Raw genomic sequence first — 13,518 nt, forward strand, 5'->3', positions numbered from 1 at the left:
TATGACGTGCACGCAGTTGGCCGACCAGGCTCCACGAAGCGACGCACGAAGAAGTCAACAACCCCGCGTCCACGCCGCACAGGTTAAAGATCAAGTTCATGGTAGGTATGCGAATGTGTGAATCCGGCGTTGTGCAGCCCGATGATGTGCGAATCATTCGAGCTCTCCAGGTCGCTCCGCGGGCTTCGTTCGCCTCGATCGCGAACGCGCTCGGCCTCACGGAAGGCTCCGTCAAGCGCTGCTACCGGCGCTTGTGCGCCGACGGCGTCATCCGCGTCGCAGGCATGGTGAATCCAGGCGCGCTGGGGCAGAGCAGGTGGCTGGTGCGACTGCGCTGCCGCCCCGGCAGCGTCTCGGCGATCGCCGACGCACTCGCCAAGCGTGACGATGTCAACTGGGTCGCCTTGAGCGCGGCCGGCTGCGAAATCACCTGCGCGACTCAGTCACGGACCCGTGAGCAGCGCGAAGACCTGCTCGGAAAGCGGCTTCCGCGTACCGCGGCCGTACTCGACGTCAACGCCTTCGCGATGCTCCGTCAGTTCATGGGAGGCCGCGGACACTACTGGGCCGCGCTGCACGGCGTCCTGTCTCCGGAGCAGGAAGCCATGCTGGGCAGTGAAGGTCCGCCCTTCGCTGAAGCCCCGGTCGTCGCCCGCGATCCCGTGCGCCTCACCGCAGAGGACGAGAAGCTCCTCGGCTCTCTCGCCGCAGACGGTCGCGCCAGTCTCGTCGACCTCGCCGCGGCGGCGGACTCCACTCCAGGTCGGGTATCACGTCGCCTTCACGCTCTGCTGGGGCGTGGCGTCGTGCACCTCGACGTCGAGATCGCCGCAGCCGCACTGGGTTATCACACGCGGGCGAACCTGTGGCTGCGCGTACATCCGTCGGCCGTTAAGAGCGTCGGACGCACACTTGCGCAGGAACCCGAGATCGCCTTTGCTGCGGCCGTGTCCGGCACCTACAACATCCACGCCGTCGCGCACTGCCGTGACCTTGACGAACTGTTCGAGTTCACCACGGACCGCATCGGGTCCTTGACCGGCCTGCAGAGCATGGAAGTCTCACCTGTGCTGCGACACGTCAAGCAGGCAGGCACGCTCCTGTACGGCGATCGCCTCGTCGAGGCACAACGTCGAGCCTGAACATACTGGCGGGGAGCGTCATTCGGCGCGTGCGCTTTTCGCCTGGCGCCGGGCGGCCAGATAGGCGCCCCGGTCGGGTGCCGCCCGTCGGTGCCACTGCTCCGCCGTGATCACGTGCATGCCGGTGATGGAGGGCTGGCGGCAGGTCCTGGGCGAGGTTCAGGCAGGCGGTGAAGCTTCCCCTTGATCGTGGACACCTGGAGGCTGGGACCTGGGGTTCCAGAGGAAGTAGCGCCAGGTGGGAAGCAAGTACACGAAGCGGTACACCGAGGAGTTCAAGCGGGACGCGATCGCGCTCGTCGACTCCTCGGGCAAGACGGTCACCGCCGTCGCCCGGGAGCTGGGCATCAGCTCGGAGTCCCTGCGTGGCTGGTACCGCCGGGCAAGGGCCCCACTGACGCGGCGTACGGCGTCGTCGCCTGGAACGCCCTGGCCCCAGGCACTGCTCGGCAGCGACCTCGCGCGCGGGACGACGAACCTGGCCCGACGCCGCTTCTTGGGCCAGGGGCAGTTGTACGAGAGCTCCAGCACCGAGGAGTTCGGGCACATCGTGGTGGCGCGGCTGCGCCGGGCCGCCGACCGCTACCCGCACGACCCGCAGGTGACTGCCCTGCTGGCTGAACTGCACGCGGACAGCGAGGAGTTCCGGCAGATCTGGCAGACACGTCCGGTCCACGCTCCCGGGCACCGCACCAAGATCCTCGACCACCCGGAAGCCGGCACGCTGCGGCTGAACTGTGACGTCCTGCCCGTACCCGAGGATGATCAGGAAGTCGTCCTGATCACGGCCGACTCGGATCACCTGCCGTGCGGGCCCTGCACAGGCTGGCCAGGCAGGCGCCCTGAGGCGGAAGACGCGCGCAGGTTTCCCCAGCGGCCACAGAACGTCGCAACTACATGTCCAAGAACACGCCGGCTGGGCCCGCCGGACTTACCAGAGACCCGGGGCTAACGGGGCCATGCGGGTCGATCCGCGACGACCGAGTATTCCTTCGTGACGGACTGAACGAAGGGTCCTCCTTGCGGGGGTGCGCAGGAAGAACCTGCGCACACGCGGACAGCGCACCTGGGTCGGAGCACATGATCGGACGAAGGCCGCTCCCGCGTCCGGCGAATCTCCAGGTCAGCGACTCAGTCCGGGATACCGTTCGAGGCCGGTGGATAAAGAACAAGCTCAGTGCGCACGGGCCCCGTGCTCCAGTACTCCGGTCGCCACCGTGTGCAGATGGTGGCGGAACCGGTCGAGGGCGGGCAGGTCATGGGGGCCGCGGCGGCGGCCGGCGGGGTCGATCACTCCGGCCTGGCCGAAGGAGTGGGTGGTCCAGACGATGGTGAAGACGAGCATCTCGATGTCGACGCCGGCGCCCATTCCGGCGCGGTCCAGGACCGTGCGGATACCGTCTGCCACCTCGGCGACGAGCGGGCCGGCGAACTCCGTCTCGATCTCGGCGAGTTCGGGTCCCTCCGAGAGCCAGCGCCGCATCCACAGCGCGGGGATCTCGGGGTGGCCGAGGCAGAAGGAGAGGTAGGTGTCGACGAAGCCGAGCAGCGCGGCGCGGGTCTCGTCGACGGAGGAGCCGCAGGCGCGCAGTTGGTCGAGGGCGGCGGTGGCGACGTCGCGCTGGGCAAGGTGGGCACGGCGCATCACGGCGCGGTAGAGATCGGGCTTGCCGCCGACGTGGTACGCGACCGTGGCGATGTTGAGGCCGACGGCCTCCGCAATGGCGCGGGTGCTGGTGGCGTCGTACCCGCGCTCGGCGAAGAGCCGGGTGGCCGCTTCCAAGATGCGTTCCCGGCTGGATCCGTCGTCGGCTCGCTGGCTCATGGCTCTGAGGCTACCCGACGGAAATGAGCCGGTTCAATCAGATGCCGGAGAGAAAAAGAACAGGTCAGAGACGATTGCTCTCCTCTCCATCATTCGATTGAATGAGCGCCCTCACGGAAGGTAGGGCGTGGCATGGGTGCGACGAGGGTTGCGGTGATCGGTGCCGGGGCGGCCGGGCTGGCCACGGCGAAGGCACTGCTCGACGAAGATCTGGACGTCACGGTCCTGGAGCGCGGCGAGCGACTCGGTGGTCTGTGGGCGCCGGACGACGAGGGGGCGACGCCCGCATACGGGAGTCTGCATCTCAACACCAGCAAGGGACGGACCGAGTTCGCGGACTTCCCGATGCCCGCGCGGTGGCCGGACTTTCCGTCGGCGGCGCTGATCGGGGGCTACCTCGCGGCGTACGCGGACGCCTTCGGGGTCACCGAGCGCGTCCGGTTCGGTGCCGAGGCCGGTGCCGTGCGTCGGTGCGACACCGGGTGGGAGATGACGACCCGGTACGGCGGGAAGCCGGCGGCGGAGATGTACGACGCCGTGGTCGTGGCGAACGGGCACAACCGCGAGCCGAAGTGGCCCGCACCCGCCTATCCGGGCGCGTTCGACGGCGTACAGATGCACGCCCACGACTACCGGAGCGCGGAAATGTTCGCCGGGCGGCGGGTCCTCGTCGTGGGCATGGGCAACTCCGCGATGGACATCGCCGTGGATGCCTCGTACGTGTCCTCGGGGCCGGTGCTGCTGTCGGCGCGGCACGGGACGCACATCGTGCCCAAGTACCTCTTCGGCCGTCCCGCGGACGCGACCGGCGGGGCCCTGGCGATGCTGCCGTGGCGGATCCGGCAGAAGGTGGCGGAGAGCGTGCTGCGCCTGGCGGTCGGCACGCCGGAGCGTTACGGGCTGCCGCGTCCGGCGGGCGGGCTGTTCCAGAACCATCCGACGGTCAGCGACACGATCCTGCACCGTCTCACCCACGGCGAGGTGGTCGCCCGGCCCGCCATCGAGCGGCTGGACGGGGGTCGGGTGGTCTTCACGGACGGCTCGGCCGAGGACGTCGACGTGATCGTGTGGGCGACCGGCTACCACGTGACGATGCCGTTCCTGGACCGCGCCTGGACCGGTGACGATCCGGAGGAACTGCCCCTCTACCAGCGGGTCTTCCATCTCGATGATCCGACGCTGTCCTTCGTCGGCCTGATGCAGTCCACCGGCGCTGCCCTGCCCGTCGTCGAGGTCCAGGGCAGGCTCGTTGCCGCGTACCTCTCCGGCCGGTACGCCCTGCCCTCGACCGCCGAGCAACGCACGGCGGTCGAGCGCGCCCGCGCTGCCGCGGTCGGGCGCTGGGGCGAGCGGCGGCCGATGATGCGGATCGACTTCGACCGGTACGTGACCGCGCTCCCCCGCGAGATCCGGGCCGGTGTCCGCCGGGCCGCCCGCGGTGCCACCCTCCACTCCTCGACCATGAAGGCAGATGTGTCATGACCTCTTCCTCTACCGGCCGCCGCCACGACGCCCGCGGGCGGCGGGTCCTCATCACCGGTGCGTCGGGCACCATCGGCCGGACCCTCGGCGAGCGGCTGACGCGTTCGGGAGCGCGGGTGGTCGGTCTCGATCTGCGTCCGGGAGGCGACGAGCCCTTCCCCGTCATCGCGTGCGACGTCACCGACGACGCGCGTACGGCTGCGGCCGTCGAGGAGGCGCTCGACGTGCTCGGCGGTCTGGACGTGCTGGTGAACAACGCGGGCGTCGGCGGACCGGCTCCGGCCGAGTTCGCGCCGGGGACCGAGGTGCGCCGGCAGCTGGAGCTGAATCTGCTCGGGACCTGGCGGGTCACGGCCGCCTGTGTCGACGCCCTGGTCGCGGCGCGCGGACGGGTGGTCATGGTGACCTCGAGGATGGCGGTGATGCAGCTGCCGCTCGCCGCCGCGTACGGCGCGTCGAAGCGGGCCATGGTCGCCTACGCCGACGCGCTGCGCCTGGAACTGGGCACGCACGTCTCGGTCAGCTGTGTGTATCCGTCGGCGGTACGCAGCCCCATCCATGACTCGACGAAGGCGGCGGGGCTCTCGCTGGAGGGCATGAGCGTGTACGAGCCGCTGGACGGCGTGGTGGACGCGCTGGTCCGTACGGCGCTGGCCCGACGGCCGCGCCGGGACGTGGCCACCACCCGGCGGGGCGCGGTGGAGTTCTTCCTCGCGCGGCACCTGCCCGCGCTCACCGACCGGGTCGTGGCCCGCACGCTTGCCGCGCGCGCCCGGTCGGGGGTCTTCGACGGGGCGGAGTTGGCCGCCGGCGTGGTCGAGCGGCACCGGAGCGGGACATGACGGCCGACCAGGCCACCGGAGCCGACCCGGTCGCCGGCGCGTCGCCCGGCCGGGGCGCGCTGTCGGCGTACGCGGCGGGCTCGGTGGGCATGGGCGTCTGGGTCACGGTGCCGGGGCTGCTGCTGCTCTACTTCCTGACGGACGTCCTCGGCGTCCCCGCGTTCGCGGCCGGTCTGACGCTACTGCTGCCCAAGGTCGTCGACATCGTCGTCCATCCGCTGCTGGGCTCGCGGTCGGACCGGGAGGCGCGGCGGTTCGGGCACCGGCGCCGGATGCTGCGGTCCGGACTCCTGCTGGGGCCCACGATGGTGGCGATGTTCAGCGTGCCGTCGGGGCTGAGCGGCGGGGCGGCCGCACTCTGGGTGGGATGCTGGTTCGTGGTGGGCAATCTGCTGTTCGCAGGCTTCCAGGTGCCGTACCTGACTACCCCCTCCGACCTTCCGATCGGGTACCACGAGCGGACCCGAGTCTTCATGTTCCGCATGGTCCTGCTGACCGTGGGTCTCCTCGGCGCGGGCGTCGCCGCTCCGGCGCTGTCCTCGGCGGGCGGGCGCGGTGACTACACCCTGATGGCGGCGGTCCTCGGGGTGGCCATGATCGGCTCTGCGGCCATCGCCCTGGTCGGCGTACGCAGACTCACGGACGCCTGCGGTTTCCGGACGCCCGGCATACGGGCGGGTCACTCCTCGCTCGCCGATCTGCACCTGGCATGGCGGGATCGCGGCTACCGGATGTTGGTGCTGTCATACCTGTTCACGGGGACGACGACGCATCTCTTCCTCGCGGCGCTTCCCTATGTGACCGAGTACGTCTTCGACGCGCAAGGGCTCACCGCGCTACTCATGGGGCTGTTCCTCGGGCCGGCACTGTTCGCGGCCCCGGTGTGGACGGCCTGGTCGCGCCGGCACGGCAAACAGCGCGGACTGCTGCTGTCGCAGGGCGTGTTCGCGGCCGGAGCGCTGGCCCTGCTGCCGGGAGTGTCACTGGGCGGGACGCGGGGTGTCGTGGTCACGTCCGCTGTGGTGATAGTGATGGGCGTGGCGTTCGCGGGGCTGCAGTTGTTCGCGTTCTCGATGCTGCCCGACGCGATCGCGGCGGCCGGGGCGTCGAAGGCGGGGGCGTACACGGGGGTGTGGACCGCGACCGAGGCGACCGGGACGGCCGTCGGGCCCTATGCGTACGCGGCGGTCCTGGCGGCGGGCGGATTCGTCTCCAGTACGGCGGGCACGTCCGCCGACCAGTCCGGTACGGCGCTGACCGCGCTGCTCGTCGGATTCACCTGCGTGCCCGCGGTGCTGATGAGTGTGGCGCTGTGGCTGCAGCGGCGTTGCGCGCTTGAAGGGGCGGCTTGAGCGTGCGGGAACAGTTGACAACAGGGATGGGGACGATGGCGGTGGGCCCGTCCGGTGTGTGCGGCGCGCCGGTTCGCGCGACACGTACCCGCGGTCGACCATCCGGGCGTGGACGGCCATACCTGGATGCCGTTCTCGGAGTCCGTGTGAGGTGTCCCGATGACTCCGTACAGCAGGGCGCTCTGCGCCAGCAGTGCAACGCATCCGTGTGCGGCCAGGTAGGGGCAGCGACTTGCGGCTATCCGTGCGTGGCGTCGGCAGACCGGGGGCTGCGCGGTCCGGACCGTGGCGCCCAGCGCGGGCGCTCCGTCCTTCTTGCTCTCCAGGAACAGGATTCCGTCGGGAGTGCGGGCGCTGTCGACGCATACCTGGCATCGGAGGCGGAGCATCGTCTCGCGCTGGCGCGCAGGGTGGACCGGTTTCCACTGCGGATCACCGGTGGGCAGGCCGTCGTCACCGATGGACTGGGAGACGCGGGACCACAGGACACCGCGCACGTCGCGGTCCTCCGTGCTCTCGTCCCAGTAGCCGAGGCGGTGAACGCCGGCCCCGTCGTAGGTGGCGCGCAAGGAGAGGAAGGAGTCGGCCTCCTCTCCGCCACGAGCAGTGATGTAGGGGACCAGGTAACTCCTCTCCACCGTTTTCACGCAACTGCTCCCGTCGCAGCGACGGGGCGATGCGGGTCGATGATCGTGCCATCGGGCAGCAGCTCGCCCGTGTCGTCAACTATGTCCATCAGCCTTGCGGGTGTCTTTGATGTCCAACTCGTGGCCATGAAGGCGCCTTTCGGTGCCACATGGACGGGCTCTGTTCGCCTGTCCATGTCGGTCTGGGGTGTGGTGTGTCGTTCGCAGTGCAGAGGCTGCGGTTGTCCGAGGGCGGTCCGGTCTCGTACACCGTGGTGGGGGACGACGGCTTGCCCGTCGATGACGTGGAGGACTTCCTCGCGTACCTGACGGCAAGGGGCGCATCGCCGAACACGGTTCAGGGCTACGCCTACGACTTGCGCGATTTCTTCGTCTGGCTGGGGCAGATGGGCTTGGACTTCCGGCATCTGCGGCTGGAGGTGGTCGCGCAGTTCTTCGACTGGCTGCGCCGTCCGAAGCCGGCCCGCGCGCCGGAGGTGTTTGTGCTGCCGGGTGTCGGCCAGGCGCTGGAGAACACCACGCTGCAGCGCAAGCGGGCCGCGCTCGCGTCCTTCTACCGGTTCCACGCCCGGCGGGATGAGAGAGTGCCCGCGCTGCTGGGAAACCTGCTGGCCAGGCGGCCGACAGGCTCCTACACGCCGATGCTGGCGCACACCCAGCGAGGCGCTGAGGTCGAGTACAGCCCGATCCGCATCCACGCCCACCGCAAGCCACCCCGGACGCCGGCTACTTCGCCCGGAATGTGCGCACCATCGAGGTCCTCGTCGACCGCGACGCCGTCGCCTCCGGGGCGGCGGCCACCGGCGAACCCTGGCAGTACTACGACCTGGGCCACGGCTGGTGCACCTACTCCTTCTTCGAACAGTGCCAGCACCGGATGGCCTGCGCCCGCTGCGACTTCTACACCCCCAAGGGCTCCAGCAAGGCCCAACTCCGCGAAGCCAAGGAGAACTTGCAGCGCATGCTCGCCTCCATCCCGCTTACCGAGGACGAACGCGCCGCGGTCGACGACGGCCAAAGCGCTATCGACGCGCTCCTTGCCCGGCTCACCGAGATTCCCACACCGGCAGGCCCTACACCACGGGAGCTTGGCCTCCCGGCCACCGTCACCATGCTGCCCATTGTGGAAGTCCGCCAAGGCAAACAGGAGTGAACCTTGGCAAACCTGATCCCACATCAACTGAAGTCGGTCACGCTTGCTACCTCGACTACGCCGACGCCTACCAGTCCCTGCGGCCATGTGCTGCCGAAAGGAACCTCAGCGTCTTCCGCTAAGACGGCCACACCAACATCGCCACCGTCTGCCCACACGCCGCCTGCGCCCCCGCCAAGCCCTGACCACCCTCGGAATGAGGTGATCAATCAGACATCACCCGACTACGGCGAAGCCCTGCGCTTACGGTAGCCCGACACAAGGCCAATGATCATCAGAGACCCCAGGATGACAGCCAACCAGATGGCATTGTCCAATACGGCGATCAGAATTAGCGCGAGCATGACCACAAGGCTTGCAATAGCGTAGTTCAGCTCGCGCTTGTCTCCCTTGCACTCAACTTCCCTCTTCGCCTGCACGTATCGAGGGTCGGCAGGGCTCGTCTCAGGGGGGAGTTTTCCGGCGCGTAGGATTCGCTGATGGTGATGCCACGGCATCTTTCCGTGCTTGGTTTGGGCACTCTGGCGCCGTCGCTCGTTCCACCTCTCCCGAGGGGGAAGACTTTGCAACCACCTGTTCCTGTCCCGCGTGTAGTGCCGGTAACCGTAGAGCTTGAGGTCGCGCTCTTCCTGTTTACGCTGGTCCTGTTCACGCTGGATCTGGGCGGCACGTTCACGCTGGATCTGGGCGGCGCTCTCCCCTTCTCTTAGCGTGCGCTCACGGTCTCGCTTTAAACCTTCGGCAATGTCATCCGGAGAGATGGATTCGCCTATGTTGATTTGGTCGGCGTTGTACTGGGGCCCGTTGACCTGCTGACCCTGCTGGTTGAAGTACGCCCCCCGATCTTGGTCGCGTCTGGCGTGTCCGCGGTCACGGTCGTACGGGTTACCCACCGAGGAACACCCCAACGGCGCCAGCAAAGTTGTTCACGACCTCCGCGACCGTGCCCCCCATTGTCAGGAGCCCAGCCAGGCGGCCCCGTGCAGCGCCGGTCTCTCCAGCCTCCAGCTCTCCGCGTGCTGCGGTCAGCTCGGCGGTCACCCGCTCGCGGGTGGCGGTGGAAATCTCTAGTTCCTGAACTGCGGCCAGCGCCCGGTCGAACTCCCTCGCGACCGTCCGGGCATCGATGGGGCTGCGGTCTCCGTGAGTAACGTTGACAGTGTCACCCATGTACTGGTCGCCGTGCACCGTCTGGTTGCCCTGGTTAAACGTTGCCATGCCAGCATGATGCCCCAACTCACCTGCTACGGACAGGAGTTGGTGGCCATCGAGCCCAATCGACCGGATTACCCCGGTGTCACACCAGAGATACCAGTGCGGCGGACGCGTGGCTGTCGGGCTCGGAGTACCGATGACTTCCCGCACCTCGACCGTGGCGTCGAGCAAGTGCTGGGCCACAAGGTCCTTGGCGCGGGTATCGGTGTTGTACGCGAACTGCGCAACGGCGCGCCCCGATTCTCCTGGACCCGCGCGATTCCTGCGCCGCCCGGCCGCCGGGCATCCACATACGGGCCTGGTCCCCCCTCGACAACCCGGAGCCATCGTGCCCGTCTTCCTCGATCCTCCGGCTGTCGCAGAGGTGTCCTCGTGGACTGCGCCGTCGTCGCTTCCGGGGCGGCGGCCACTGGCGAGCCCTGGCAGTACTACCACCTGTGCCACGGCTGGAGCACCCACGGGCTGTCGCCATGCTGCCCATCGTGGAGGTCTGCCAAGGCAAACAGGAGTGAACCTTGACAAACCTGATTCCACATAATCGCGAACTCGTCGTCCTCGTACGTCGGCTCACCTCCGCTCGCGCGGAGAGCACCCAAGCGATGGACTCGAACCACCGGCCTCCGGCGGCTCACCTCCGCTCGCGCGGAGAGCACCACTCAGGCTCATCGCCGTCGTTGAACCCCCACGGCTCACCTCCGCTCGAGCGGAGGTGAGCCGTACTGCACGCCGGGGAACATCTGGGCGGTTTTGTGCTCTCCGCGCGAGCGGAGGTGAGCCGGCCGAGGGCCCGGTCTCCCTGTACTCGATGCAGTGCTCTCCGCGGCGAGCGGAGGTGAGCCGGATCTGACACGCCCTCGGCTCCATCCTCGACCTGTGCTCTCCGCGCGAGCGGAGGTGAACAGGAGCTTCACATACGGAAGAAGGGGCGCGAGCCACTGGTCCTCTGCGCTGCCTGTGCCGTCCAGCTTCTGGCGCTCGCGCTCGCCGTGGCGCGCGGACGTCCGACCACGCGGCGCTTGCAGGGGGCCTCTATGCGCTGGAGCGTCAGCCAATTTTGGCGTTCCCAGCCGGGCGGCTTCCGCCACGCCGAGCACTGCCTGCTGCTGGGGGTGTCACCCCCACGTGGACCCGTGTCCTGCTTGCGGCATGACTTCCCCCGCTCCTCGCTGGCCGGCGCCGGCGCCGCCTGGAATCGTAGATCGCTGCGGCGTGAAAGCAGAAGCGGGGCGGGCGGCCACCCGGCCCGGAGGGCCGCCCACGCGCGCTGTCACAAGCTGAGGTAGAAGCGCACGGTCGTGCCGTCCTCGCTGGTGTGTATGCGCACCAGGTCGGCGACGTAGTGGACCAGCATCAGGCCTCGGCCGCCCAGCTGGCCGGGCTCCGGCGGGCGGCGGCCGACCAGCGGATCAGTCAGCCGGCCCGCATCGCGGACCTCACAGACCAACTGCTCCTGCTCGGCCCAGATGGCGAGTGTCCCGTCGCCTCCGCCGTGGACCACGCTGTTGGTCGTCAGCTCCGCGACCGCCAGCTCCACATCCATCAGCCGCTCCCCGGTCATGCCCAGCCGCGTCGCCTGAGCGACAGCGAACACGCGGACCGCCGGAAGGCCCTCCCCGCCGTAGGAGAAGGCCGCGGCGTCCGGTGCAGGCGCAAGCGCCTGGTTGTACCGATCGACGACCGACTGCCAGTCGTAGGCGTCGCTGACCGACTCACGTCCCTGCCCGCTGATGAGGGTCGGGTGAGTGACCTTCGCGTCAGCGATCACCTGCGGGTCCAGCCGCACCTCGTCGTAGGGGCACAGGATCGTCACCGCTCGGCCCTCGAACGCGGCGTTGATCAGCGCCTCGTGCTGCGCGCACGCCGGGTACTCCACCGCGCTGCGCCCGGCCCAGATCGGCTCGCCGATGATCCGCACACGCCTCTTCGGGTGGGCATCGGCGAATCCGCGCAGCACCTTGGGGATGATCCGCCCCGGGTTGCGGCCGGCCTCGGTCATGTCCAGGAACAGGATGCCCTCGGCGTCCCCGCCCAGACCTGTCTTGATCAGCTCCAGGTTGGGGCCGGGCACCGCCACGGCCATCGGCTCGCCGTCGGTCAGGCCTTCGCGCAGGAAGGCCACCGTCTGCTGCGTGTACTCCTGCTCGGTGCGGTAGAAGAGGGCAGGGTGCACGAACGCCTTGTGGGTGGTCCCCGTGCTCATCACAGAGCCACCTCGATCCGGTCCAGGCCCGGCCAGAACATCTCCAAAACCCGCGGCAGCTGCGGCGGGGGATTCTCGACCACAACCCTCCCGTCGGGCAGGTTCATGGCGGTGACCGCCAGCGCGGTTACCCCGGCCACGTCGACAAACGCCACATCCGACAGCTCCACGTACGACACGCCCGCGTGCCGCCGGGCCAGCTCGGACAGAGCCTGCTCCCAAGACGGGCGAGTGCGGGCGCTGATCTCACCGCGGGCACATATCCCGCAACGACCAGGCAACGGGTTCACCTCCAACGCGGCTCTCTCGGGCACCGGGGCGGGCCCGCCCACCGCACGTGGGGCATCCACGCTCGGACTCCTTCACATCCAGCCGCCTGCCGACCGTCCCGGCACAGGCAGAGGAAAAGCTCCACCGACGGGGCAGTGTACCCAGGCGGCAGACCGAAGCACCCCAAGGCCGGCGACCGCGAGTACAAGGCGCTGCTGGGGCACACCGTGGCGTGTACCGCCTGCAGGTCCACCGGCCCGTGCCCGACAGCGGTGAGGCTCGCCCGGTCCTGGCGAAAGACCCGCCAATAGACCGGGAACCGGGGCCAAGCCCGGCCATGGTTTGGCCGCGAGCCCAAGAAACGCACCCTCACGGCCCTCGCCGACTGGCCATAGGCGGGCCTCACGATGACACCCGCCCCACGCGGCTCGCCGGGCTACGCCAAGGAACGGCGCAACAGACATGCACGACCACGACGCTGACACCAGGACCGCTGTCCTGGTGACCGACCACCAGGGATGTCTGTGCGTACTGGCCCAGCCCAGCTGTTTCGGCTTCCTCCTTTTCATCGCCGTGCTGCTTGCAGCGGGAAGCCTTGCAGACCTCCTCTCGTGAGCCCCGACGCCCTGAGAAGGCCGTCGATGGGCGCTCGGTCTCCACGCGGGGGTGAGGTCGGTGAATGAGTTCAAGCGGCAAGTCCTCTACGTGGTGATCCTGGCCGCACTGCTCGTCTCCCTGGCCCTCGGAATCACGGCTGGATAGTCAGGCACCTCCCCGTACGCCAGGCTCTGGGCGGGGCTACGGCAACGTCGAGCGCCTCGTTCGTCAGCCCAGGCAGGTGCGGGCCGGCTGCTGCCCGAGGCGGGCCTGGGGGACGGTGACACTCACCCGCCGGAGGCTCCGAGAAACGCACATGGTGGGGGTGTCGTCGCCATGTTCTGCGGAGCCCTTGCCGCATGGCTGGGCTGCCGGGCGGCCGGTCCACCCAAGGGGATCCCGTTGGAACTCGCGCCGGTGGTGGGGATGATGCTCGGCGGGCTGCTGGCAGGCGGCTGGCAGCGCATGGTGTGGGTGGCGGAACTGCTGCCGAGTCGGTAGCGCTACAGGCTGTGGCCACCGTCTAGACCTGGCGACTCGTGCGCAAGCTGCGATGTTCCACCACCCGCACCACGAGGCTCATCGAGGTTGTCCTCACCCTGCACACAGGGCTTCGGCGAAGTCGGATGGCGTCCGATTTGTGGCCAAGCGAGGCCGACTTCGACAAGATCAAGAATCTTCGCGTGCACGCCATTGCCGCGGGAGGGACTGGCGGCGTCCCGCCATGGTGCGAAACCGCCGCCCGCCCTCCGACTCAACCGTTGCCTTACCTATCGAAATTCGATAGATTCCC

11 protein-coding genes and 4 pseudogenes are annotated in these 13,518 nt (G+C 68.8%); 10 read left to right on the top strand and 5 right to left on the bottom strand.

From position 1 onward, the window contains the following. Window positions 1-98 precede the first annotated feature (98 nt). The 3 genes and pseudogenes from ABZ454_RS33780 to ABZ454_RS33790 all read left to right on the top strand — a co-directional run. A complete protein-coding gene (locus ABZ454_RS33780) occupies window positions 99-1,142 on the top strand; it encodes an Lrp/AsnC family transcriptional regulator (RefSeq protein ID WP_359543388.1) in 1,044 nt (347 codons plus the stop codon). 238 nt (window positions 1,143-1,380) lie between these two features. Beyond that, a pseudogene (locus ABZ454_RS33785) lies at window positions 1,381-1,518 on the top strand (transposase); the annotation flags it as partial. A gap of 17 nt (window positions 1,519-1,535) precedes the next feature. Then, window positions 1,536-1,988 (top strand): annotated as a pseudogene (locus tag ABZ454_RS33790) (transcriptional regulator); the annotation flags it as partial. A 328-nt stretch (window positions 1,989-2,316) separates the two neighbouring features. On the opposite strand, the gene ABZ454_RS33795 reads toward ABZ454_RS33790, so the two are convergent. After that, window positions 2,317-2,967, bottom strand: coding sequence for a TetR/AcrR family transcriptional regulator (locus ABZ454_RS33795; protein WP_359543389.1), 651 nt, complete (start codon window positions 2,965-2,967; stop codon window positions 2,317-2,319). A gap of 132 nt (window positions 2,968-3,099) precedes the next feature. Between ABZ454_RS33795 and ABZ454_RS33800 the strand changes: the two genes are divergently transcribed. From ABZ454_RS33800 to ABZ454_RS33820, 5 genes and pseudogenes are all read left to right on the top strand, one after another. Beyond that, window positions 3,100-4,449: an NAD(P)-binding domain-containing protein gene (locus ABZ454_RS33800; RefSeq protein ID WP_359543390.1), complete on the top strand. Its 1,350-nt coding sequence runs from the start codon at window positions 3,100-3,102 to the stop codon at window positions 4,447-4,449. Beyond that, entirely contained in the window at window positions 4,446-5,291 is an 846-nt protein-coding gene (locus ABZ454_RS33805; protein WP_359543391.1) for an SDR family NAD(P)-dependent oxidoreductase, read from the top strand. The genes ABZ454_RS33800 and ABZ454_RS33805 overlap by 4 nt, the downstream gene beginning before the upstream one ends. After that, on the top strand, window positions 5,288-6,643 hold the full coding sequence (locus ABZ454_RS33810) for an MFS transporter (protein ID WP_359543392.1): 1,356 nt from the start codon (window positions 5,288-5,290) through the stop codon (window positions 6,641-6,643). The genes ABZ454_RS33805 and ABZ454_RS33810 overlap by 4 nt, the downstream gene beginning before the upstream one ends. Window positions 6,644-7,439: 796 nt before the next feature. After that, window positions 7,440-7,853 (top strand): annotated as a pseudogene (locus ABZ454_RS33815) (site-specific integrase); the annotation flags it as partial. 179 nt (window positions 7,854-8,032) lie between these two features. Then, window positions 8,033-8,443, top strand: a complete 411-nt coding sequence (locus ABZ454_RS33820) for a hypothetical protein (protein ID WP_359543455.1) — start codon at window positions 8,033-8,035, stop codon at window positions 8,441-8,443. A 224-nt stretch (window positions 8,444-8,667) separates the two neighbouring features. Here the strand turns inward: ABZ454_RS33820 and ABZ454_RS33825 are convergent, their stop codons facing one another. From ABZ454_RS33825 to ABZ454_RS33840, 4 genes are all read right to left on the bottom strand, one after another. Next, window positions 8,668-9,336: a hypothetical protein gene (locus ABZ454_RS33825; protein WP_359543393.1), complete on the bottom strand. Its 669-nt coding sequence runs from the start codon at window positions 9,334-9,336 to the stop codon at window positions 8,668-8,670. Then, window positions 9,329-9,661 (bottom strand): hypothetical protein, encoded by a 333-nt coding sequence (locus ABZ454_RS33830; RefSeq protein ID WP_359543394.1) that lies wholly within the window; start codon window positions 9,659-9,661, stop codon window positions 9,329-9,331. The genes ABZ454_RS33825 and ABZ454_RS33830 overlap by 8 nt, the downstream gene beginning before the upstream one ends. 1,264 nt (window positions 9,662-10,925) lie before the next feature. Beyond that, the gene (locus ABZ454_RS33835; RefSeq protein WP_359543395.1) at window positions 10,926-11,858 is read right to left on the bottom strand and encodes an anti-sigma factor RsbA family regulatory protein; all 933 of its coding nucleotides are present in this window, start codon (window positions 11,856-11,858) and stop codon (window positions 10,926-10,928) included. After that, window positions 11,858-12,208: an STAS domain-containing protein gene (locus ABZ454_RS33840; protein ID WP_359543396.1), complete on the bottom strand. Its 351-nt coding sequence runs from the start codon at window positions 12,206-12,208 to the stop codon at window positions 11,858-11,860. Before ABZ454_RS33840 ends, ABZ454_RS33835 begins: the two co-directional genes overlap by 1 nt. 382 nt (window positions 12,209-12,590) lie before the next feature. Here ABZ454_RS33840 and ABZ454_RS33845 point away from each other — a divergent pair, with 382 nt between their 5' ends. Beyond that, window positions 12,591-12,743 carry a hypothetical protein gene (locus tag ABZ454_RS33845; protein ID WP_359543397.1) on the top strand — a complete coding sequence of 51 codons (153 nt, stop codon included), beginning with the start codon at window positions 12,591-12,593 and terminating at the stop codon, window positions 12,741-12,743. A 476-nt stretch (window positions 12,744-13,219) separates the two neighbouring features. Next, window positions 13,220-13,330, top strand: a pseudogene (locus ABZ454_RS33850) (IS5/IS1182 family transposase); the annotation flags it as partial. Between the last annotated feature and the right edge of the window lie 188 nt (window positions 13,331-13,518).

Source organism: Streptomyces sp. NPDC005803 (assembly GCF_040630435.1).
Taxonomy (GTDB): Bacteria; Actinomycetota; Actinomycetes; order Streptomycetales; family Streptomycetaceae; genus Streptomyces.